Annotated in this window: 21 protein-coding genes; all 21 read right to left on the reverse strand. The window is 47.3% G+C overall.

Annotation, left to right across the window (positions count from 1 at the left end):
• Positions 1-23: 23 nt before the first annotated feature.
• The 21 genes from srtB to DWY07_RS08840 all read right to left on the reverse strand — a co-directional run bounded on the left by srtB (position 24) and on the right by DWY07_RS08840 (position 22,156).
• Complete coding sequence (srtB, locus tag DWY07_RS08745) at positions 24-797, reverse strand: class B sortase (protein ID WP_117822728.1); 774 nt, start codon at positions 795-797, stop codon at positions 24-26.
• 14 nt (positions 798-811) lie between these two features.
• The gene (locus tag DWY07_RS08750; RefSeq protein WP_015560136.1) at positions 812-1,216 is read right to left on the reverse strand and encodes a DUF6075 family protein; all 405 of its coding nucleotides are present in this window, start codon (positions 1,214-1,216) and stop codon (positions 812-814) included.
• A gap of 15 nt (positions 1,217-1,231) precedes the next feature.
• A complete protein-coding gene (locus DWY07_RS08755; RefSeq protein ID WP_117822730.1) occupies positions 1,232-3,565 on the reverse strand; it encodes a VirB4-like conjugal transfer ATPase, CD1110 family in 2,334 nt (777 codons plus the stop codon).
• The gene (locus DWY07_RS08760; RefSeq protein ID WP_117822732.1) at positions 3,549-4,001 is read right to left on the reverse strand and encodes a PrgI family protein; all 453 of its coding nucleotides are present in this window, start codon (positions 3,999-4,001) and stop codon (positions 3,549-3,551) included. Before DWY07_RS08760 ends, DWY07_RS08755 begins: the two co-directional genes overlap by 17 nt.
• Before the next feature lie 14 nt (positions 4,002-4,015).
• Complete coding sequence (locus DWY07_RS08765) at positions 4,016-4,852, reverse strand: hypothetical protein (protein ID WP_008703427.1); 837 nt, start codon at positions 4,850-4,852, stop codon at positions 4,016-4,018.
• A gap of 91 nt (positions 4,853-4,943) precedes the next feature.
• Positions 4,944-5,300, reverse strand: a complete 357-nt coding sequence (locus tag DWY07_RS08770) for a glutamyl-tRNA amidotransferase subunit A (RefSeq protein WP_008703428.1) — start codon at positions 5,298-5,300, stop codon at positions 4,944-4,946.
• Positions 5,301-5,314: 14 nt separating this feature from the next.
• The gene (locus DWY07_RS08775; RefSeq protein ID WP_025577674.1) at positions 5,315-7,105 is read right to left on the reverse strand and encodes a VirD4-like conjugal transfer protein, CD1115 family; all 1,791 of its coding nucleotides are present in this window, start codon (positions 7,103-7,105) and stop codon (positions 5,315-5,317) included.
• Positions 7,092-7,289 (reverse strand): hypothetical protein, encoded by a 198-nt coding sequence (locus DWY07_RS08780; RefSeq protein WP_025577673.1) that lies wholly within the window; start codon positions 7,287-7,289, stop codon positions 7,092-7,094. The genes DWY07_RS08775 and DWY07_RS08780 overlap by 14 nt, the downstream gene beginning before the upstream one ends.
• 15 nt (positions 7,290-7,304) lie before the next feature.
• Positions 7,305-8,168: a hypothetical protein gene (locus DWY07_RS08785; RefSeq protein WP_025577671.1), complete on the reverse strand. Its 864-nt coding sequence runs from the start codon at positions 8,166-8,168 to the stop codon at positions 7,305-7,307.
• Between the two features lie 6 nt (positions 8,169-8,174).
• Positions 8,175-8,987 carry a PcfB family protein gene (locus DWY07_RS08790; protein ID WP_029676847.1) on the reverse strand — a complete coding sequence of 271 codons (813 nt, stop codon included), beginning with the start codon at positions 8,985-8,987 and terminating at the stop codon, positions 8,175-8,177.
• Complete coding sequence (locus DWY07_RS08795; RefSeq protein ID WP_025577665.1) at positions 8,929-10,335, reverse strand: relaxase/mobilization nuclease domain-containing protein; 1,407 nt, start codon at positions 10,333-10,335, stop codon at positions 8,929-8,931. The genes DWY07_RS08790 and DWY07_RS08795 overlap by 59 nt, the downstream gene beginning before the upstream one ends.
• Complete coding sequence (locus tag DWY07_RS08800) at positions 10,335-10,664, reverse strand: ribbon-helix-helix protein, CopG family (protein ID WP_008703437.1); 330 nt, start codon at positions 10,662-10,664, stop codon at positions 10,335-10,337. Before DWY07_RS08800 ends, DWY07_RS08795 begins: the two co-directional genes overlap by 1 nt.
• Positions 10,624-10,776: a DUF3789 domain-containing protein gene (locus tag DWY07_RS08805; RefSeq protein WP_081703190.1), complete on the reverse strand. Its 153-nt coding sequence runs from the start codon at positions 10,774-10,776 to the stop codon at positions 10,624-10,626. The genes DWY07_RS08800 and DWY07_RS08805 overlap by 41 nt, the downstream gene beginning before the upstream one ends.
• Positions 10,777-10,867: 91 nt before the next feature.
• Positions 10,868-11,161: a hypothetical protein gene (locus tag DWY07_RS08810; protein ID WP_025577661.1), complete on the reverse strand. Its 294-nt coding sequence runs from the start codon at positions 11,159-11,161 to the stop codon at positions 10,868-10,870.
• Positions 11,162-11,235: 74 nt separating this feature from the next.
• Entirely contained in the window at positions 11,236-12,225 is a 990-nt protein-coding gene (locus DWY07_RS08815; protein ID WP_025577659.1) for a DUF3991 and TOPRIM domain-containing protein, read from the reverse strand.
• 84 nt (positions 12,226-12,309) lie between these two features.
• Positions 12,310-12,897: a proteasome subunit gene (locus DWY07_RS08820; RefSeq protein ID WP_015560128.1), complete on the reverse strand. Its 588-nt coding sequence runs from the start codon at positions 12,895-12,897 to the stop codon at positions 12,310-12,312.
• Positions 12,898-13,009: 112 nt separating this feature from the next.
• A complete protein-coding gene (locus tag DWY07_RS08825; protein ID WP_029676846.1) occupies positions 13,010-13,357 on the reverse strand; it encodes a DUF6664 family protein in 348 nt (115 codons plus the stop codon).
• Between the two features lie 59 nt (positions 13,358-13,416).
• A complete protein-coding gene (locus tag DWY07_RS08830) occupies positions 13,417-19,929 on the reverse strand; it encodes an LPD25 domain-containing protein (protein WP_347465440.1) in 6,513 nt (2,170 codons plus the stop codon).
• A 59-nt stretch (positions 19,930-19,988) separates the two neighbouring features.
• Positions 19,989-20,441: a TnpV protein gene (locus DWY07_RS13390; RefSeq protein WP_347465399.1), complete on the reverse strand. Its 453-nt coding sequence runs from the start codon at positions 20,439-20,441 to the stop codon at positions 19,989-19,991.
• 786 nt (positions 20,442-21,227) lie between these two features.
• Positions 21,228-21,434 carry a hypothetical protein gene (locus tag DWY07_RS08835; protein ID WP_006857236.1) on the reverse strand — a complete coding sequence of 69 codons (207 nt, stop codon included), beginning with the start codon at positions 21,432-21,434 and terminating at the stop codon, positions 21,228-21,230.
• Between the two features lie 14 nt (positions 21,435-21,448).
• A complete protein-coding gene (locus DWY07_RS08840; RefSeq protein ID WP_117822736.1) occupies positions 21,449-22,156 on the reverse strand; it encodes a hypothetical protein in 708 nt (235 codons plus the stop codon).
• Positions 22,157-22,244 lie beyond the last annotated feature (88 nt).

The following is a 22,244-nucleotide window of genomic DNA, read 5'->3' on the forward strand; positions in this document are numbered from 1 at the left end:
TTCCCAGAGAATTTGCGTTCAAATCAGCCGACCATTTTTGCCACTACAACGAGCCTGCCGTTCTGTGCGGAGTATTCGCAGGTGGAAAGGGTAATGAGCCTGTCGCCGTATTCAGCGGTCACACCTGTATCATACAAAGCAAGTTCCTTGCACTTCCCGACATAGGAATTAAATTCTTCCTCATTCTCTGCATCAACAAAGTCGTAGTATCGAAAGCCATCAGAACTGTACGCCACAGTCTTAAATACAGCGACGATTTCATACTCTGCCTGCTCTGTAAGGGTATCAAACTGAACACTCTTGTGTTCCTCATAAAAGCTCTTGGACTTGTAATCCTCCAATGCTCCAAACATCTTGCCACCCTTGATGTGATGACCGTAGATAACCAGATTGTCACTTTCGGCAATATCACAATTCTCCTGCACATAAGGCGTACCTAAGTCGCTGTACTCTTTTTCAAAATTGTGCTTCAGATAGAAATTCGGATTGTTCCTGCTCTGCATCACAGGATAATTGATTGTCGTGCCGGCAATGGAAATCCAACCGACCATATCCTCATTCTGTAAATACAATTCCTGATACTTGGCAAGCACATCTTCTCCCTCGCTAATGGGGATATCGTCTGGCATGGTTTCCTCCGTGGAAGCTTGCTCTACTATTTTGGCAATCTCCTCAAAGGCTTCCGTCTGTTCGTCCACCTGTGCATAGTGATGGTAAATACGGAAGCCGCAAAAAGCCGCCGTACCTAACAGGCACACGGCGGCGGCAACACAGATAATAGATTTATAATTCTTCATAGGCTTTTCCTTTCTTATCTTGAAATTTCCGTCTGTTTTCTGGGAGCAGGAAGCTCCCTGCAATATTCGGGGTATCTGACCTTGATACCCTCCATAAAGTAGGGAGCAAACTCACAGCAAAACAACTCCTCTGGCGTGAAATACCGTTCCCGCCCTTCCTCTGCATACCCGTTCCAAAGGTTAAAAGCAAGATGGCAGACCTTGACTGTTCCGCTTGTCTGCCAGCCGCCGTGCATACCCTCTGGCTCGATGCAGTCCTCCTTGAAATTGAACATCTGGTTGATGTTCGCCCTCGTTTCCGAAGCGATACCCATCACATAGAAAAATGCCCTGTGATAACAGTCGTTCACTCTGCATTTCATCATATTTTCCAGAAAGAAATCACGGTGAGCCGTATCACGGAATTTAATATCAGCCATAAAAGACCTCCTTTCTTAGACCTCACCGAACTTGGTCGTCATCAACTTGTAAAGCTCGGTATTGCGTGGGAACTTGTTTACAAACGGCACAAGGGAGCTGCCAACTTTGAGTAATCCCTGTCCTGCACCGACATTCGTGATATAACTCATCTGAAGGTCGGAGATATTAAGGAGCTTGGCAAGCTCAAGTCTGTCCGTAGATGCTTGGTTAAGCATAATGATAAATTCGCTGTTAGCAAGCATCGTCCTTGCCGTATGGCTCTGCAAAAGGTCGTCTACATTCTGCGTAATACCCGTACAGTACGCACCGTATTTACGCACACGCTTCCAGAGGGTAAAGAGGAAGTTTGCAGAGTATTCGTGCTGAAAGAGCAAATAGATTTCATCAATGAAAATAAAGGTATTTCTGCCTTTGGCTCTGTTCTGCGTGATACGATTTAAGATACTGTCAAGCACCACAAGCATACCGATAGGCTGTAATTGCTTACCCAAATCCAGAATGTCATAGCAGATAAGGCGGCTGTGGGTATCCACATTGGTATGCTTGGCAAAGGTGTTGAGAGAGCCATCTGTAAATAATTCGATAGCAAGGGCGATTTCCTGTGCTTCTGGCTCATTCTGCTTTAACAGCTCCTCACGGAAGTCCTGCAAGGTGGGCGGCGTTCCCATATAGTTGCCCTGCTGATAGTAGCGGTACACGCTTGCCGTACATCGGTCAATAATGGATTTCTGCTTTGCTCCCAAGTTCGTGCCGCCAATGAGCTGTTCGCAAAGGGATAAAATAAACTCGGATTTCAGAATGACAGGATTTGCACCGTCACCGTAATCGGAGTTCATATCCATAGCATTGATGTGATTTTCACTTGTCGCAGAGATATGAATAACCTCTCCCTGCATTGCTTTAACAAGCGGGGAATATTCACGCTCTGGGTCAATGATGATTATATCGGCATTAGGGTCGGTCAGAATGATATTCGTCATTTCTTCCTTTGCAGTAAAAGATTTTCCTGCACCCGACACACCGAGAATAAAGGAATTGCCGTTAAGAAGCTGCCTGCGGTTGGCGATAATCATATTTTTGCTGATGACATTCTGACCGTAATACACACCATTTTCGTGGTAGATTTCCTGCACTCGGAATGGGATAAACACTGCAAGGCTCTCTGTTGTGAGGGTACGCAGGGCATCTATCTTCCGTACACCAAATGGCAGAGCTGTATTCAATCCGTCCATCTGCTGATATTTCAGCACCGCAAACTGGCACAAATGCTTTCTTGCGGTAGTCAAGAGAGCTTCTGTATCATTGTCGAGCTGCTCTTTGGAATCTGCCGTATGCACCATCGTCAGCACGGCAAACATCATTCTCTGGTCACGGGTCGTCAAATCGTCCAGAAATTCCTTGCTTTCTTTTCTCTGCTGTTCCAAATCATATGGGATAACGGCAGAAAAATTGTTGTTCTGGTTCTGCTTCCTCTGCCAATTCGTAATGTTAGTTTCCACACCAAGCAGACGGTTTTCCACCTCCCGCACGGCTTCATCTGTGGGAACGGGGATAATGTCAACGGACAGCATCATATTCCTGTTCAACTCACAAAGCTCCGCCACCATACTGTCCTTGATATATGCCGCATACTCTCTGAGAAAAATCACACGCCCATATCTGTCACCCATTCTGAAGCAGTCGCTCTCAAATTCAAAGGTATCAGGGCAGATAAAATCCTTGAAATCGTGACCTTTCCGCATCGTCTGGGTAATATCGAAGTGGAACGCTGTTTCTTCTCCTGTACGGTAGAAGTCGTGGAAGATACGCAGCTTGTCGCCTGCGTCCAGTTCCACACACTTCGACCCCAGACGGTTAAAGTGGGCGATAAGGTCAGCACCCACACGGGCAAAGTAGTTTCGGGCTTCCTCGATATTCTTCTTGCAGACAGATACGGTTACATACTTATCCTGTACGATGGAATTAGCCCCTGTCGCCTTATCCAAAAGCATTTTGTTGTATTCCTTGCGGTACTTATCCAGACCGTCATCAGCCATTGGGATTAAAATGGTCTGTTCAAAATCAGCTTTGTTCAAGCGACGGTTGTTGATAGTGATTTTCGTGGTCGCACCGCTGTCAAGGGAATTAAGAAGCTCCGAGTATTCAAGGAACATTGCTTCCTTATCCTCACGGCTTGCCACGGCATAGTTTATATCCTCAAACTTAAAGGTCTTTGCGTACTTGTTCCTGCCTACAAGAAATATGCCGTCCTCCCAGATTGTCTTAATCTGGATAACATTTTGTACCGACTTCGGCACAACAAACTTTTCCCTGTCCTGCTTGAACAGATTTTTAAGAGTTCTCAGCATTGTTTACCTCCTTGCTGCATTTCGCTTTTTTCTTTTTCGATTTCTTTGGTTTTGGTGTCCTGCCTTTCTGCTTTTTCCGTACTGTCGTCAACCCTTTTTCATAGGCTTCAATGGTTGGCTTCACCGTTTCATAATAAAGATTATCTGGCAGGAACATCAGCTTTTTCGGCATCAGAAATTCTGATTTAAGCCACGCCCAGACAAACTGCTCTGCGGTCATACCGTTGTATTTGATAAAGCCCATAGCCGCAAAGGGGAATGCACCTAAGATACAAACCCAACTGAGTGTTTCCGTTCCAAACCGTGAACGGAGAAGAAAATACAAACCCATCGCCACGCCGCAGGCAAGGACAGAAAAAATGAACTGTCTGAGTGACAGTCCAAAAAACATACTCTCCGTATAATTACGGATTTCCTTATTTATCTTTACTTCCAATCATAGCACCTCCCTTACAAGCCCATCATTTCTCTTACAACACGGTCTGCCATTTTGACCGCACCGACAAGGACGAGCATATTGAATACAAGTTCCCCGATATAGCTCCATACCATTGTAACCGCCGCCGCATCGGGATTGACCACAGGCGGAGAAGAAGCAAATAGGGAAAAGATAATGCAGGCAAGCACGATAACCGCACCTTCAAGGCATACAGCGGCATAGCTCTTAATGAAGCTCTTGCCGACGCTTTGGCTCGGCTCTCCCGCAAAAGCGGAAAGGGGTACGGGTGCTATGGCAGTATAGATATACAGCTTGAAAAACCTGCCATATACCGACATAATCATTATGAATGACAGCACCGTAATAAACAGTCCGCCTATCAGCGTGACCGCCCATAGCGGGATACTCTCAAAAAATCCGCAATCTTCAACGGCTGTCACGATTTCCTGCGGCAACACCGTCTGCTGTGCCGAGCCAAATCCTGCGGCATTCATAATCGTGGAAATCATACCCTGCACAATCTTAAACAGTGCCATCATCAGTTCTAATCCGTAGGTCACTGCACCTTTGGCAATGGCAAAGCGGATAAACAGCTTCAAAGCCTGCTCTGGTCGCTTGACTTCTGCAAAATTTCCGCAGGTACGCATCACACCCACAACAAAGAACAGCACGAGCAGGGCAAGTCCAATAGCCTGCACCGCACCGTGAATATCCACGATGACATTCCATATCGTGCCTCCCTTAAAGTTCTCTGGGGATTGGGTAATGAGCTGCCATATCTCGGCTAATTTCTCATTCCAAGTGTTTAGGGCGTTCTCTAAATTCTGTACCACCCAGTTATCAGACATTTGACCACCTCCTTGATGATATTAGATAACGGGAGCGAGTTCCGCACTCGGCGGATCTGCTCCCGTTATCTTTTTGTGTCAGTCTGTTATCTTAGCCTGTGATAAGAGTCAAGATTTCTTTTGCGAAGGTAATGACAACGCCGCCTGCAAGGGTCAAAAATCCGTTAGCTCTCTGGGACGGGTCATGGGATTTGAGGGAAAGACCAATCTGCACGATACCAAAGCCGAGCATAATCATACCAACAGCCCTCACCAGACCGAAAATGAAATCGGACAGATTGTTGACTACCTGAATGGGGTCATTGGCAGCAAAGGCGGTTACGGAAGTACCAAGCACAAAGGTCATTGCCATAACAGCCATACAGTAATATCGGAAGCCTTTCTTAACCTTTTTAGTCATCGGCAGCTTCGTGGTTTTCTTGTTCTCGTTCTTCTTAAAAAGTTTCATAGGGTAAATCCTCCTTATAAATTGAATATTTCTTCCAAGTCCTCATCGGACAGAAGCTCATAGGAAGTGCTGACAGCTTTCACGCTCACGGCGTTATCTGGAATATCACTGTCAAACACAAGGGTTGCGACAGCCTGCGTAGGCTCTCCGTGGATATACGGCGGTTGCCCTCCGTCAGCCGTCAGCTTCACATTCGGGTGCTTCAAAATGTCATACTTGAAGTCCATAACGGGGCGTTCTCCACGCACAAAAAGAAGTGCGTAACGGTTATCAAGCATACGCACTTCGTCTGGGGTCATCAGCTCACGCCCCGAAATCTGATAATTTGTTGAATAGTTACCACTCCGCCCAGAGCTTTTCCCGTAGGTGTTGGTATCAATGGTTTCCTTGCCCAAAAGCTCTGACACATATTTGTGGGTGCTTTGCTCGTTGCCGCCCAGATACAGAAACTCATCGCAGTTGCCGACAATGCTTTCCCATTGCTTTTCAAAAAGGGCTTTGAGCTGTGCCAGATTTTGCAGGATAATGGATACCGATACCCCTCTGGAACGCATAACGGACAGGATTTTATCAAAGTCGTCGGGCAATGAAACATTCGCAAATTCGTCCATTATGAAATGGCAATGCACAGGCAGGCTTCCGCCGTACTTGTGGTCTGCTAGATAAAAAAGCTGCTGAAAGAGTTGGGTATAAAGGATACTGACAAGGAAGTTAAAACTCGTGTCGTTGTCTGGTATCAGAGCGAACAGAGCGACCTTCTTTTCGCCCAGACTTGGCAGGTTAAGCTCATCGGTGGCAGTAAGCCCTGCAAGGCTCTCCAGATTGAATTTTTCAAGCCTTGCGGCAAGAGTTATCTGGATACTCTTTAAGGTCTTTGCACTACCAGAGTGGTAATCCCTGTAATACTTGAGGGCGATATGCTCTGGGTTTACCATTTCCAGACGGTCAAACAGCTCGTCTAGAGGGCTTACATAGCTGTCATCGTCCTCTCGGACTTCGCCTGCACGGAGCAGCTCCATAACCATCGGGAAATTCTGTTCGTCTGGCGGTGCTTCATATTTCAGATAGAACACCAGAGCCAGAAGCAGCATACTCGCCGCCGTATCCCAGAACGGGTCTTGCGACTGTGAGCCTTTCGGCGTGGTCGCCTTAAACAAGTTTGTTACCAACCTCTGAACATCGTTATCGTTCCGCAGATAGACAAAGGGATTGTAACAATGGCTGCGGTGCATATTGATAAGGTCAAGCACACGCACCTCATAGCCTTTGTTTTCCAACAGACCGCCGATGTCACGGACGATTTCGCCCTTTGGGTCGAGTATTACAAAAGATGTGTTGCACTGCATAGCATTTGGCTTGCAGAAAAACCTCGTTTTTCCCGCACCAGAACCGCCGCAGACTAAAATATTCAGATTCCTGCGGTGCTTTTTCCCGTCCAACCCGATACGGACATTCTGGGTCAAAAGCTTATTAGCTGACGGGTCTTTATCTCGGTACTTCTTATTCAAAGCACCTGCGTTGCCCCATTTCGCAGAGCCGTGTTCCTCACGCCTGCGGTAATTCCTGCGTGTAGAGAAATAAACGCCGATGCCCATAGCGTAGGCAAGTAAAAAAATGAGGACAGTCTTTACGCTGTCCTCACATACCATTATTTCAAACGGATTGCCCATCGCCACAGGCAGACCTCGGATAATCTCTACAAGACCACCGCTGACATAGGGTGCTGTCAGCAGGGCAAGCCATACGACAGGAAGTATGCCGCAGACAGAAAGGATTAGGCTCGTTTTCTGGTCATCGTTCCTCATTGCACCTGCAATGCACGACCTTAACCTTTTTTGTCGGAGCGTGTGCCACCTTGCTTATCAGCTCGTCAACAGGCTCGGTGGGGCGTTCCTCCTGTAACTGCCTTGTACGCAGGGTGTTTAAGGCGTTGATGACGATATTCTTATCGTACTTATCAAGTGCGATATGGTATCGTTTCTCTCTCATAGTCTGCACCTCCGATTAGCGTTCCTGCTCTTTGTTCTTTGCAGGCTTGTTCTTCTCCATACTCTTATACATATCGCTCTGGATTTCGCCCAGAACATCACGCATCGTGCCAAGCTCTCCTTTGAATGCCTGTGTATCCATTTCCGCATACTCTCTGGGAAGTCTGGAAAAGTCAAAACCTCTGGTATCCACGCCATAACGGGAGCTTACCATATAGGCAACGCAGAAGGATTTGAAATCGGAAGCATCACGGCTCTCGTTGTGCTTAAAGTCATAGACCGCCGCCGACACTTCTTTTGCCATACTCACGAACAGCACTTCCTCGGAAAGCCCCTTCTTGACAAAAATGGTCTGCTGAGAGCTGTCATAATAGGCAGGCAGTTCAAGCTCACCGACAGGAACACAGGGTACAGGGCTTGCATCAATCAGAGCCGACACAAGCTCACGCATGGATTTCGGCTCCTGTTCCTGCTGCCTGTCCTTTGCCGAGGTTTCGGAAATATCATAAACCACTTTGGCATTGTAAGAGACGCCCTTTGTCCCGTCCTCACGGGTGTATTCCTTGCTCGGCTCAAGGATAATGATTTTCTGTGCGTCCTTGTTCACATAGACACGGTTCGCTTTCCATTTGCTGTACTCTTTAAGCTGCGTTGCTTCGGGCATCTGTGCTGATACCAGAATAGCGTTAGCCACGGAGTAACGGTCAAAGCGACCCTGCACATCAAGATACTGACGGAAGCTGTCGCCGCTTGCCACCATTTCAGAGCAGGTATTGTCAATCAGCTCATAGGCTTCTTTCCGCTGTGCCTGCTTTGCGGCAGCCCATTCCTCTTTATCAAAAGGTCTGTTGCCGCCGCTGAATACATCGTAAATACTCATAGCTGTTTACCTCGTTTCTTTGGATTTTGGTTTCTTTTTCTTTCTTGTGGGCTGTTTATGCTCCGTTTTCCTGTTAGCACTTTTCGCCCTGTCGGAAGCACCGCTTTTGTCCAGGTCGGAAGTGCCAATCTCTGCTTCCTGCTCCTTGCGGCTCTCCTTGATTTTCCGCAGTTCCTCTCTGACAGAAGGTTTCTCCTTAGTCATAGTAGCCCCCTCTGCGGACTTCTTTGGCTGCTCTAAGGTAGGCTCGGACTGAGGGGATTTTTCTGTCTTTGCCACCGAGGGGTTTGGGGCGTTTTCCTCCTTCTGGACAGGCTTGCCCATAAGCTCGTCAAGCAGCTTGTCTTTCTCCGCCTTTTCTTGCACACCAATATCTGGCTCTGGCTGACCGTCCTTTGCATCTTTGGATTTCTCGGCTTCCGTCACAATAGAAGCGGTATCCACCGAAGCAAGATTAAAGCGTTCCACGATACGACTGATTTTCGATGCGTCCTCGGCACGGGCGATGACATCGACCTCCGCATTGGGGTCTTTGTTTTTCCTGTCCGTGAGGACACAGTAAAGCACACCGTATTTTTTCGCTTCCTGCGTGAACTTCTTTAAGTCGCCGTTTTTGACGGTAAAGACTTTCAGCTCCTTACCAGAACGGAGCATACTCGTCAGCCTTGCTTTGCCTTTGGTTTTCTTTTCTTCTTTGAGAATGGAATACAACAGGATAGCGATGTTCTTCGCACCTGCACCTGTAATTTTGGCAGCGACCTCAAAGCCCTCCAAGCTCATTCGGACGATTTGTTCTGCCGCTTCGCCGCCTGTGTTCATTCTTCATCAGCTCCTTTCTTTGCTGTTCGTGTTCGTCTGCCCGTATCGTCTGCAATTTTTCCTTGAGGGTATCACTACGGGCGGCGATGCCCTCGCACAGTCTGACCTCCTTTCGGATAATTTTCAGCCGCCCCGAAATATCGGAAAGCTCTGCCTTGACCGCTTCCTTTTCTTCGCCGCTTGTCCTGCGGGATTTGGAGTAAAGCTCCTTTCGCTTCTGAAGCAGGGCAGACATCTCCGTTTCCAGAGAGCCTTTATATGAACAAAGCTGCTCCGCCGTATCAATGTGATTGCGGCAAAGCAGCCTTGTTTCCTGTGTGATGGCTTCCATCTTCATAAGGTCGTCCTTTAAGAGATAATGAAGCCGTGCATAATTTTGTTTTCTGCCTTTTGGCAGGATACCGAGCTTGTAGCAGTAATGGAGATACAGCCCACGCAAGCCGCCGATTTTCCTGGCATTCTTCAATGAGCCTTTGACCCGATAGACCTTGACCTGTGGCTCTGAGAAGCTCTGGAATTTGACAGCATAGGAATTTTCGCTGATACGCTCCATAATCCTGTCATTGGTGTATTCCTCTCCGAGCTTATAAAGCCGCTTGGGTCTTTGCCAGCCCTTGCCTATAATCGTCCAATACTTGCGGTTGGGGTCAAAGTTTATGCGATAGCCCATTTCTGCCAACTGGCGGTCAAAGTCTTTCAGCGTAAATGATTTGCTGATAGCTTCATCCACCGCCTGTCTGGCAACATTATCCCTCGTGGGTCGCCCCTGCTTTTCGGCTTGGTAAAGGGCGTAGGGCTTTTTCTTACCGCTTGGGTGTTCGATGACAGACAGAGCATACTCACGGCAAAGCTCATCGGAACGCTGACGGAGCAGCCGCAGATTTGCTTTGTTGTCGTGGTAGTGCATACCGTCCGCAAAAGAAACAGAGTTCACGACAAAGTGATTATGCAGGCAATCGGTATTTAGGTGAGTGGCAACGATGACTTGAAATCTGTCGCCCCACATTCGCTCGGCAAGTTTAACGCCGACCTCGTGAGCCTGCTCTGGCGTAACCTCACCGTGCTTGAAGCTCTGGAAGCCGTGATAGCAGACAATCTCACTCGTGTCGCTCCATCCCGCTTTGGTAATCATCATTTCATCTCTGGCGGTGGTCGGGTCACAATTTACACCTGTGACAAAGAAACGCTGCTCGGTCTTATCCTTATTAGTAGCGTACTCCATTACATCGACCATCGCCTGCAGGTCGTCTTCGGTGTATTTGGGGTTGGCGGTCTTTTCGGGATTTTCGGCATAGTCGATTGGATGGTCGAGCCTGCCACGCACATCCCATATCTCGCAGACCGCCATTACGATGACCTGCGTGGAAGCAGATACCTTTTGCGAATGTCAATCTGAAACTCGTGCCATTTCCTTGCTTCCTCACGGAGCATCGGGGTATCCACAAAGCCGAGGGCGTTTGCCTTAACCGCAAGCTGATTGATACGGTTGCCAATGGCGGACAGCTCACGCATCATTTTATAGAACTCTGGGTCGGGCTTTTCGCAGAGCTGATAGCCCCTTACCATTTCTCTTAAAAAGGCTTCTTTTGAGCGACCCGATTTCCGCACAAGCTCATTAAGGTGTTCGGCTTCCTCCTCAGTCAGACGGAAAAGTATCTGCACATTTCTTTTTCGCATTGTCCACTTCCTTTCTCTCGGAAAGTCTGCTTATCTGCAAGCAACACATACACGCAACACCGAACAGACCGCCGAGCATTGTGCCAATAATGAAAAATAAGAACTCACTCATTTTTAAACTCCTTTCTGTTCTCACGGGGTATTAGGGGCTGACCCCTAACAAGCGAATTTGGCTAACCAAATTCAGTGCTTGGTAAGACATCTCATTCTTCGCAGTCCTCCTCATACATACACTCACCGCACACGGGGCAGAAGTACGGACAGTCCGAACAATCCGTATTTTCCTGTAGTGTATTCTCGCCCGCACCGTCAAGACCGTCCTCGCTCTGCTCGGTAATATCGGCTTCGCCGCAGACAAAACCATCATCGGTAAAGTTGATAAGGTCGGTATCGAACAGGATAATTTTTGTCTTTTCCTTTGCCTGTTCGGGGCTTTCCGCATAGACGGAAACGGTCTTTCGGTAATGGGCAGTAAGGGTTACATCATACTTTTTCAATAGTTCATTCCTCGCTTTCAGCATTAAATTTTGATTTGGTTTCGGTGTCTTTCTGGGCAAAAACTGCTACACAATCAACGGACATCACTCCTTTCACGCTTAAGCTTTGGTCTTGCAATTTTCAGATAGGACAACAAAAAATCGTTGAAGTCCTTGCCGACAGGCGGAGGATCATCAACGATTTTGTAGTCTTTCTGCAACAGTTCCTTCAAAGTAGCGGTACAAAGCCTGCCTACCTTATCATTATCCAGATGCAGAACTATGGTCTTAATTTGTGGATTGGCACTCAAAAAAGTTGTGAGAGCTATGGGGATTTTGCTGTCCTTCATCTCTTTCTTTGGCTGATACACGCCCGATAAAGAAAGCAGATTTTCCGATTTATAGTCCTTTCCCTCACACTTTAGATAGGTGGCGTAGGACAGTAAATCAATGGCGGCTTCAAATAAATGCACGGTATCCGCAGGCTTCTTTGCCAGAAGTCGGAACGAATACTGCTTGTCGCTGCCCGATGCGTCCTGCTTGAAAGTGCTGCCGAGAGTGCCTCGCAGGGCAGCATATTTCGGTGTTCCGCTTTCATCTTTGCCGATAAAAACAGCATTGTGATAATCGGCACTCTCATAAAGCGTGCCGTCTGAGATACACTCCTGTATGAGCTGATAGTCAATACCACGCCCGAAAAGATACTGTATCACTCGGTTACAATCCTTATTTTTTGGCGGCAGGAGCAGGACTTTCGGTTTATCTTTCTTGGGAGCAGGGGGTGGCTTCCAGTCCGCCATCGTCTGTCCCGTGAGAATTTCCACGGCTTCTACGAAGTCATATTCCTTGACCTTGATGAGATAGTCGAGGGCAGAATAGCCGCCGAAACCTCTCGACCACCAATACCATTTGCCGTTGGAAATCTTTAAGCTGTCGTGTTCTGCTGTACAGTACACATTGCTTGTGCCTTTGACCTTAACGAGATTGCTCGGCTCAAACTCACGCAGATAGGATAACAGGTCAATCTGGCGTACCCGTTCAAGCACATCTGGGTCAATCTGCACGTAGGGTCGGTTAGTTCTCAATGGATAAAATCACCTCCAGAAATAGAAAAAGCCGAGGGGATTTCGTTAAATGAAAACCTCTCGGCTATGTAAAATATAGTTCTTTTAGAATGAAAAAAGCATCCCTTTTTCTGTTGCGATATTATAAATCCATTTGTTACCCGTAGGGCTTACCAAATTACTAATATTCGCAATTTCCTTAATTGTTTTTTCTACAAACTCTGAATTATGCAACTTATAATTTTTTGCAAAGCAATCGCAGCACTCCTGCATTTTTGCATCGGCAGGTGGAAAAAGAGCCATTGGAACATCTTTTGCATCTAAACGACCCTTGATATTACCTCCCGATATTAGGCTTGCATTACCGTCACGCCCTTTACCTGCTATGAGAAAATAGAACGGCAAGGCTAATATAGCATCACAATTTGTATCGGCTACTCGCTTATAAAATGCTTTTATAATATCAAGTAAATCATCGGTAGTTAGGCAATCTTTATTTGTCGCCTTGTTCAAATCTATTGAAATAGCCTTTTCAATAGCTGCGTTACCTGCACTTGAAAAAGCTAAATGGTCATTTATCATAAGGACTTTGTCTAAATCATCTGACAAAGTTTTCCCGTCAATACTTGACCCTCGCTTATCGCCTGCAATAATTATACGGTTATTTTCTTTTATTCCAAAGATAACACTCATAAACTGTCACCTCCTTACTGATTTAAAAATCATACCACATTTTTATGAATTTTTCCACCTCTGCGGCTATGTAAAAGCGGCATCAGCTCCACGCCAATGCCGCCGTTCTCGGTTATAAAATTCCTGCCTTTTTGAGATACCCAACGCTGTCATAGCACCCTCTGAAATAGATTGCTTCCTGCTGCATATCGCTGAGCCTGTTCCGAAGCTCCAAAACTTCTATCAAAGCCTTACACTCCTGCTCGGATAAATCACTCGGCTTTTCCGTATCCAAAACTGCCATCACTTTGGGATACTCCTTGTAGAGTTCCTCTATCCTTTCCTCTGTGGAACGGTATTCTGGATTTTCTTTGGGCAGCTTTGCGATAACGGAGCTTAGATATTCAGCAAAGATGTTGCTATGCACATCAACAAAGGTTTCAAATCTGAAATTATCAAGCACACCTTTCACCTCCGACATTTACTAATCTACACCTATTATACTTCCCAGAAATCAGCAATACAAATATGCAAACCACATTATCTCTCCCGACTTGCACATTTTCTTTCGGGCTGTTCTTCTGCCTGCTCTGGCTCGGTATCCATAACGGAAGTATCTTTTTCATTCAGATTCAGCTCAATGTTAAGAGCGTTCAGCCGTTCTGTTTTTTCTTTCAGCTCATCTTCAAAGGCAAAGGGCTTCTTGATTTCCTCCTTTGCGGTTTCAAGCTGTGCGATAGTTTCCGCCTTTTTGGTCTTGGCAGCTTCCAGTCTGGCGGGGAGCTTTGACAGCTCGTTCTCAATTCGGGTCAGATTTCCGAGGGCATCAGCACCTAAATCCATCTTATGCTTTGCCTTTCCGCAGAGGTTCATACAGTAATGGGCATTGACGGTATCATAATAAATCTCCATTCGGAAACCTCGGTAGCTGCCGATTTCGGTAGGTGCGGACATCGGATAATCCTTGCAGATTGCAAGAAGCATTTCGCCTGCGTCTGCCTTTTCGGTGTAGGTCACGCCTTTTAGAGTCATCGGGCAGAACTTATCCTCGCCCTGCGGCTTGTGCTGCTCGGCAAGAGCTACATCATTTTCATAGCCTGCAATGCGTCCCTCATACTCCTTAATGGTCTGAGGATAGTATTTCAGCACTCTATCCTCAAGGTCGTAATGCTCGGAAAGATAACTCTGCTTTAACACTCGGAGCTTGGAAACCTGTATATCCAAATCCATCTTTTCCTTAAAACGGGCATCGCCTGTAGCAAGCATTTTAACCTCCGCAAAGGACAGGGCAACCTCGTCCACATCTTCGGCAGAGCGGACAGGGCTTTTACTCGTCATTATCTGGCTGATAAATTTCTGTTTGCTCTCCACCAACTGATAGAGGTAGGCATCAAAAGTCTGCTCGGTCACATAGCGGTAAACCTCCACCTCTGGGAACATATTGCCCTGCCGTTCGATACGCCCCTGCCTTTGTTCAAGGTCGGAAGGACGCCATGGACAATCAAGGTTATGGATTGCTATGAGCCTGTCCTGCACGTTCGTACCTGCTCCCATCTTCGGAGTAGAACCGAACAGCACACGAACTTCGCCGCTTCTGACCTTGCCGAACAACTCTTTTTTCTGTGCATCGGTGGTCGCTTCGTGAATAAAGCGTACCTGCTCCGCAGGGATACCACGGGCTATCAGCTTCTCCCTCATATCGTCGTAGACATTGAAAGTACCGTCATTTTTCGGGGTGGACAGGTCGCAGAACACAAGCTGTGTCGCTTTGGTATCGGCGTGTTCCTCCCAGATACGGTACACATTATCCACGCAGGCATTGACTTTACTGTCTGGGTCATCTGGCAGCATCGGGTCAATCATCCTCTGGTCAAGAGCCAGTTTCCGCCCGTCATTGGTTATCTTGAGCATATTGTCGATGTTCGGCTCGACAAGCCTTGCCCTGACTTTCTCAGCCCGCTTCGCAAGGGAAGCTACCATCTCGGTCTGTATCTCGCTCGGCTTGGTCTTAATATTGTGGTAATTGACCTTTGGCACGGGGAGCTTTAGCATATCGGCGGTCTGAATATCCGCCACCTCACGGAACATCTGCATCAGCTCTGGCAGGTTATAGAACTTGGCAAACCTCGTCTTGGCTCGGTAATTTGTGCCTTCGGGTGCTAATTCCAGAGCTGTAACCGTTTCTCCAAAGGTAGAAGCCCAACTGTCAAAATGCTGCAAACCATTCTGTGCAAGGGTGTCATACTGCAAGTACCTCTGAACGGAGTACAGCTCAACCATTGAATTGCTGACAGGCGTACCCGTTGCGAAAACCGTGCCACGGTTGCCCGTGATTTCGTCCAGATAGCGGCATTTCATAAAGAGGTCGCTTGATTTCTGGGCTTCGGTCTGGGCGATACCGCCTACATTTCGCATCTTGGTGTAGAGGTACAAATTCTTATAAAAATGGCTCTCATCAATGAAAAGCCTGTCAATGCCGAGCTGTTCAAAGTCGATAACCGTATCCTTACGCTTGGTGTCGTTAAGCTTTTCGAGCTTCGTCTTGATTGCCTTTCGGGTTTTCATTAGCTGTTTGACCGTGAACTGCTCGCCTTTGGAAGCCTGCACATCATCAATGCCACGCTCAATATCATCAAGCTGCTTTTCCAACTGCTCCCTCTGGCGTTCTATGCTCATCGGAATTTTTTCAAACTGAGAATGCCCAATAATGACTGCATCATAGTCGCCTGTGGCAATCCTACCGCAGAACTTCTTGCGGTTTCCTGTTTCAAAATCCTGCTTTGTTGTAACAAGGATATTTGCACTCGGATAGAGCCGCAGATACTCAGAAGCCCACTGACCGACAAGATGATTCGGCACAACAAACATAGATTTCTGACATAAACCGAGCCGTTTGCTTTCCTGTGCGGCGGCTACCATTTCAAAGGTTTTGCCTGCTCCCACCTTATGGGCAAGGAGCGTATTGCCGCCATAAAGGATATGGGCGATGGCGTTGACTTGATGTGGTCTTAGTGTGATTTCTGGACTGATACCTCCGAAAGTGATATGGCTTCCGTCATATTCACGGGGTCGCACAGAGTTAAAAGTGTCGTTGTAATAACGGACAAGACGGTTTCGCCGTTCTGGGTCTTTCCATATCCAATCCTGAAATGCCTGCTTGATGACTTCCTGCTTCGCCTGTGCCGCCGTAGTTTCCTTTGCATTGAACACCGCTTTTTTATTGCCGTGTTCGTCATACATATAATCAAAGATACGGGTGTCACGCAGATTTAAGGTGTCCTCAATAATGCGATAGGCGGAAGCTCTTTTCGTACCATAGGTGCTGTCCGCCTTTACATTCCCCATATCGGAGCTTTTATTCTCTATGAACCAGTCTCCGTTTATCGGGGTGTATCGTACCTTTAATCTGCCTGCGGCATAACTTGACGGAGTTAAAAGCTCCATCACAAACCGCTGTATATCTTCCTGCGGTATCCAAGTTGCACCCAGACGGACAGAGATTTCCGCCGCCGAGAGGTCTTTGGGAATGACCTTTTCCAAGGCTTCCACATTAACTGCAAGCTCTGGGTCATTCTTCGCAGCAAGCTCCGCAACCGTCAGCTTGTTTCGGACATTTCCTGACAGATACTCGTCTGCGGCTACATAGGAAACAGGCTCACAGTTCGGTACTTTGAAGATAATACCTTGTAAATCCTGTACAAGCTCAGCCTGCGTTTTGCCTGTGAGCTGCTCCATATAAGGCAAATCAACACGGGCTTTCTCTCCGATAGAGAGGGCAAGGGCTTCGCTTGCAGTTTCAACCGAAGTTACTTCTCGGTGGGGTTTGATAGTCCGCTTTGTGAACATATCTGCCTTCCGTTTGAAGTTGCCCTCATCATCAAGCACCTCCAGAGAACATAGAAGGAAGTAGCTCTCATCTGAAGCAAAAGCAAGATAGTTTCCTCGGCTGTTGATTAGACCGTATTTTGCGGTATAAACATCATACAGACGGTTGAGGTTTTCCTGCTCGGTGCGTATCATTTCCTCTGGGTAATCATCGGTCTGATACTCAATGAGCTTACGCACACAGTCACGAATTTGGATAAGCCCTTTGATACGGTTTTCTGCGGTCATCGACACAGAAGCAAGTTGCATACGGTCATTCTCTCGGAAGTAAACACTTCCGTCCACCAGAGTAAAAGAGAAGTTACGCACATTCGGGTCAGCAGGAACGGAAAGCTCCTGCTCATCGGAGATTTCATCAACCCCATTATCAAGCTCTGGGATTTCGCCGTTTATCCTCTGAACTGCATTGGACAGAAGCTCGGAAAGTGGTATATCCTTACGGGCTTTACAAACAGGCTCAAAAGTACCAAAGCGTGTGCTTTCCATCTTTATTTCGCCCAACACCATTTCGGGGTGTTCGATAAAATATCTGTTCATCGTAACACCGTTGTCGTCCGTATCAAGGTGTACCCAGTCTGGCTCTATATCCATCACTCGGTCACGCTTTTGCAGGATAAGAATATCGCTCGTGACCTCCGTGCCTGCGTTTGCCTTAAAGGTGTTGTCAGGCAGACGGATAGCACCTAAAAGCTCGGCTCTCTGGGCGATATACTTGCGTACCTCTGGACTTGCTTTATCCATCGTACCCTTTGAGGTAATGAACATCACAACGCCGCCGGCACGGACTTTATCCAGAGCCTTTGCGAAAAAGTAGTCGTGTATGAGGAACTTCTGGGCGTTGTATCGGCTGTCATTGACCCTTATCTCCCCAAACGGCACATTGCCGATGACTACATCAAAATGGTCGTCTGGGAGATTCGTTTTCTCAAAGCCCTCAATGGCAATGTTCGCTTTTTGGTAGAGCTGCTTTGCAATCCTGCCTGTAAGAGAGTCGATTTCCACGCCGTGGAGCTTGCTGTTTTGCATACTTTCGGGAAGCAGACCAAAGAAATTGCCTGTGCCGCAGGACGGCTCCAAGATATTTCCCTGTGAAAAGCCCAGGCGGTCAAGTGCGTCATACATCGCCTTGATAACAACAGGCGGCGTATAAAAAGCGGTCAGCGTTGACTCCATAGCGGCACGGTATTCCTCTGGGGATAGGCTGGCATATAGCTCCTTAAATTCCTCCGCCCACGCTGCATTGTGTTCATCAAATGCCATAGAAAGACCGCCCCAACCGACATACCGAGATAGGACTTCCTGTTCTTCAGGTGTGGCAAGGCGGTTTTCAATTTCAAGCTCGTGCAGCAGGTTGATTGCCGCCATATTGTTACGGAATTTTTCTTTTGCCCCGCCGACACCGATGGCGTCATCAGTAATACGGAAATTATGACGGTCTATGGCAAGAGTTTCCGTTTTTTCTTCGGGTGGTAATTCGGTTTTTTCCTGTTCCAATAGCTTTTGGATATAGCCGATTTTCTCCACTCGGTTTATCGGAAAGCCCACATTGTTCTGGAATGTGATGTCACGCAGGGACACATCACCGCTGATTTTCCCGATGCTCTCAATGAGATATTTACGGTTATCTATGATGATTTCCCTGCCTATGAGGTCATCTGTGGATTGCTCCATTTCAATGACAGGAGCTTCTGAGCCATTCACTTTATCGGCATTCGCCTGTGGTTTTTCTTCGGCTTCCTCGGCTGTCCTGTACCAATCACTTTCGGTAGCCATAATCTCATCAAGGAGCTTTTCGTCCTCTTGGGTCAGCTCGGTGTGCTGTTCCAAGAATGGGATAAACTCATCTCTGCCACGGAGCAGGCTTTCTCGGTCATCTCCATATAGCTGTTCGCCCTTTGGCGATAAGGCATAATCGTAAAAATTCTTAATGTGGGCAATTAAATCGCCCTCACCATCGCCAATATCAAACCGCCCTTCATAGTTAAATTCCTCGCCGCCGATAACAGCCTTGATAACAAAATCGGTCTTGTGATACCACCCGATATTTTTATCGCCCTCACGCTCACGGTGCTGTTTCTCGTCCAAAATACCAAGCAGCTTATTCCCCAGAGCAAAGCTCAAATCTGTATAGCGGTCATTAAGCTGTCTGTCATAAAAGGCAGGGTGTTCGGAAAAACCGATAGAAAACTGTATTCCGTCCTGCTTTTTCTCGGACGGTGTTTCTGTCCTCTGTTTCTCGGTTACGACCACTTTCAGATGGTCATTTGCAGGATTTTCCGTTAGCTTTTCTTCAAAGTCGGCTCGGCTGTATTCCTGTCCCAAGATAGGGAACTCGGCATTTTGCAGATAAACCTTTTCCTCGGTAAGTGTTGCAATCTCATATTTATCCGCACCGATATACACCACATCGCCCTCATTGTAGAGGTAGCGGAGTGGGTGCAGCTCCCTTAATTCCTCGGTAAACTTCCACCCATTACTGCGGCTGAAAACTGAGGTCGTTTTCCATTGTACCTGTGCAAGAAAGTCTATGAGCTGTTGAACGGTTGAGGGGTCGGATAAGTGCTGTTCCATTTGCTCGGCGGTAACATCTGCAAGGTCGCTTCGTTCCACAACAGATAACAAGTCTTTTTCGTACCTGTCCAAGTCACGGATAAAGTCAGATAGCCGCAAAGCAAGGGTATCCCGTTTGTCGGCAGGCGGCAGGTCACGGTGGGCGTCAATAAAACGCTGCCTTGCTATTTTCCTCTGGGTGTCAATCTCATATTTGGGAGCTGACATACTCTCCAGATAATCGGCATAATGGTCTTTTTCTTTCGGATTGAGATAGCGGTTATCCTTAATCATCTCACGCAGACGCTTTTCAACCTGTGACCATTTCAACACAAGGTCGTGATTGGTATAAGTGCCGTTTCGGTCAATGGCAAGACCTTTGCTGTCATGCCAAGAATGACCGCTGAAACCATCGGGGAAGATGTGCGTACCGCCGCCCGTTCCATACTCATTTTTAAGGAACTCAATATTTTTCTGTCTGTCCACGCCCTTTTGGAATTGGCGGTAGATGCGGTATTTTCCGTCCGCAACACCGCTGCCTTTCTGAAGCACGGAGTCAATATCTTCTTTGGAAATAGCAAAAGCAGAGGCTTTTTCGTCCTCTGCTTTTGCTATCATTTCGATTTGTTCATCTACGGTTGGAAGATTGACTCTAACCTCATCCTCTTTGGCAACGCTTACTTGTAAATCAGTTCGGTCAGTATCACTTCCTCCGCTTGGCTGCGGATGTTGTTCATCAGTCCGACCCACTGCATCGGTGCTTTCTCTTTCAGTTCCTCTGTCACGCCCTGCTCGGCTGAGAGCTGCTTCGTCATAAGCTCCAACCTCTGGAGTGCTGTCTGCTCTACCTCGTGCAGATGCCCGTTCAGCCTGCCCGATGTCAGCAGATTGAGATAGGTCACTCGCTTGTGCTTCTCCAGATAATCCCTGTGCATCAAAGCGTACCTGCCAAGCGGAAGCTCTGGCTCTGTCGGTAATGTTAGGTCGGGAATAAGATAATCCCCCTGTCTGCTGTAAGTGATTTTGCTCATTGTATTCGCTCCTTTCGGGTTGTTGTCTGCCTTTATCATACTGAGCCTGCGTTCTTTGTGCAAAGGTGTGATTCTGGTCTTTTTCCGCCATTTGCACATTTCGGATAGACTGTGAGATTTCCCGTAACGCCATTTCCGCAATATCGCTCGTGGCAATGCCGATGGCGTTTATCGTTGCAGGGGTATTGAAATTTACAATATCCGCAAAATCCTCTCGGTCAAAAAACTCATTCGTATCCAGACCGCAGCGGCTGATCAGCATAAAAGCAACGCTGTTTGCTGCCAGCCGCCTGTAAATGACTTCTATATTAAAGTCGTCCAGTTCTTCCAAAAAGCTGTCTTTCGTGCAGTCCTTTAACTGAGAAAAATAGTCTTGCAGATTGTCCTCCACGGCGTTCTTTGCCGTTTCCATTAAGGCAGAAGCAAGGTCAGTGCTTTCCACATCTCCAAACCTGTCCGAGAGCCTTTCCATAACAGCCTGCTCGTATCGCTCATCCATCTGCCATATCGGAACAGGGCGGCTGCCATAATAGCCCTCGTGGGTGTCGGACACATCAAAATAGTATTTCAGCGTATTCCTGCGACCTTTCGGGTCAAATACGGCAATACCCTTGCTGTCCTTATTGACCCAACGCTTGAACTGCCTGTTCCAAGTTTCGAGCTTCGCAACGGCGACAGCATCGGGGCGTTGGGCGTATATTAAAAGCTGTTCGTCAAAACGGCATTTATAGTTGCGGCAGGCAGAGGACAGAAAGCCCTGCCACGCCTGCGGATTTTTTGCAACTGCAACGCCTGTACGCCGATACAGCTCTGTGATTAGCTGATACTTCGCAGCCATTCAACCTACACCTCCTTATCGTTTCTGTTTCAAATATTCCTGTTTACTCACTCCGCACCACCGCCAAGAAAAGAAATGACCTTGTTCGATTTAATGCTCTTTTGCAGGTCATTGATGAGGGTAATATCCGCAACCGTAATGCCCTGCATAGAAAGAATATCGTCCATAGTCATAGCGGCAATCGCTTTTTCATCGGTAAAGCCTGCTTCCAAGACTTTATTCAAGACCTTGACGGCTTTCTGATTAACAGCCATATTCTAAATCCTCCTTATCGTTCCAAATCCTTGTGCTTCGGTGTTTTCTGCGGCGTTTGTTCCGCAGGTTTCGGCTCATAGGTCGCCCCGTTTTTCTGCATACGCTCGGCAAACTCGCAGATGTGGTACAGATTGCTGCCGACTTCGGTATGGTATTCATCAATAAAGCGGCAGGGATACTCCCGTTTCTCTCCCCAAGAGGTCGTGACAATGACCTTTCCGCCGTCGGGGATACGGAACAGTTCTTTATATTGAGGGTCAATAAAGCGGATACCTTGTTCCGCTTTCTGGATATGCTTATCAAGCCATTCCTTCACATAACAATAGCAGTAAAAATTATAGTCGCCTTTGGTGGGATTGCACCGAAGCAGAAAAGCGTGTTTCTCCGTATCCACACGGAAACCGTACTCAGTACAATAGTTGCCCTTTATCGCACTTTCGGGAAAATGCCTTGCAAACGCACTCATATCATAGCGGTTATGCAAAAGCCCTTTATCCTCCCGTAAAGCATTGATGACCGTATCAAGGTCTGCCTTAAATTCGTCAGATTTCCATTGGGGTCTGGTATCAAACCAAGTGGTGTAAAAGCCATAGCCCGTTGTGGCAAAGTCTCCACGCAGATGCCCGATAGTGCCTGTCTGCCCCTCAAGCTGCATACTTTGGGCATAGGTGTATTTCTGTTCTGTCGGGGTTAAAGATCTTGTCTTTATTTCATTACTCATTCTGCTGCTCCTTTCTTTCCTTTTTCTCCTTTTGCTCGTCTAAAATCTTGCGGATACAGACATCGCAGAAAATAACTGACCCGTCCTT

This window comes from Clostridium sp. AF23-6LB (assembly GCF_003461085.1).
Taxonomy (GTDB): domain Bacteria; phylum Bacillota; class Clostridia; order Lachnospirales; family Lachnospiraceae; genus Coprococcus; species Coprococcus ammoniilyticus.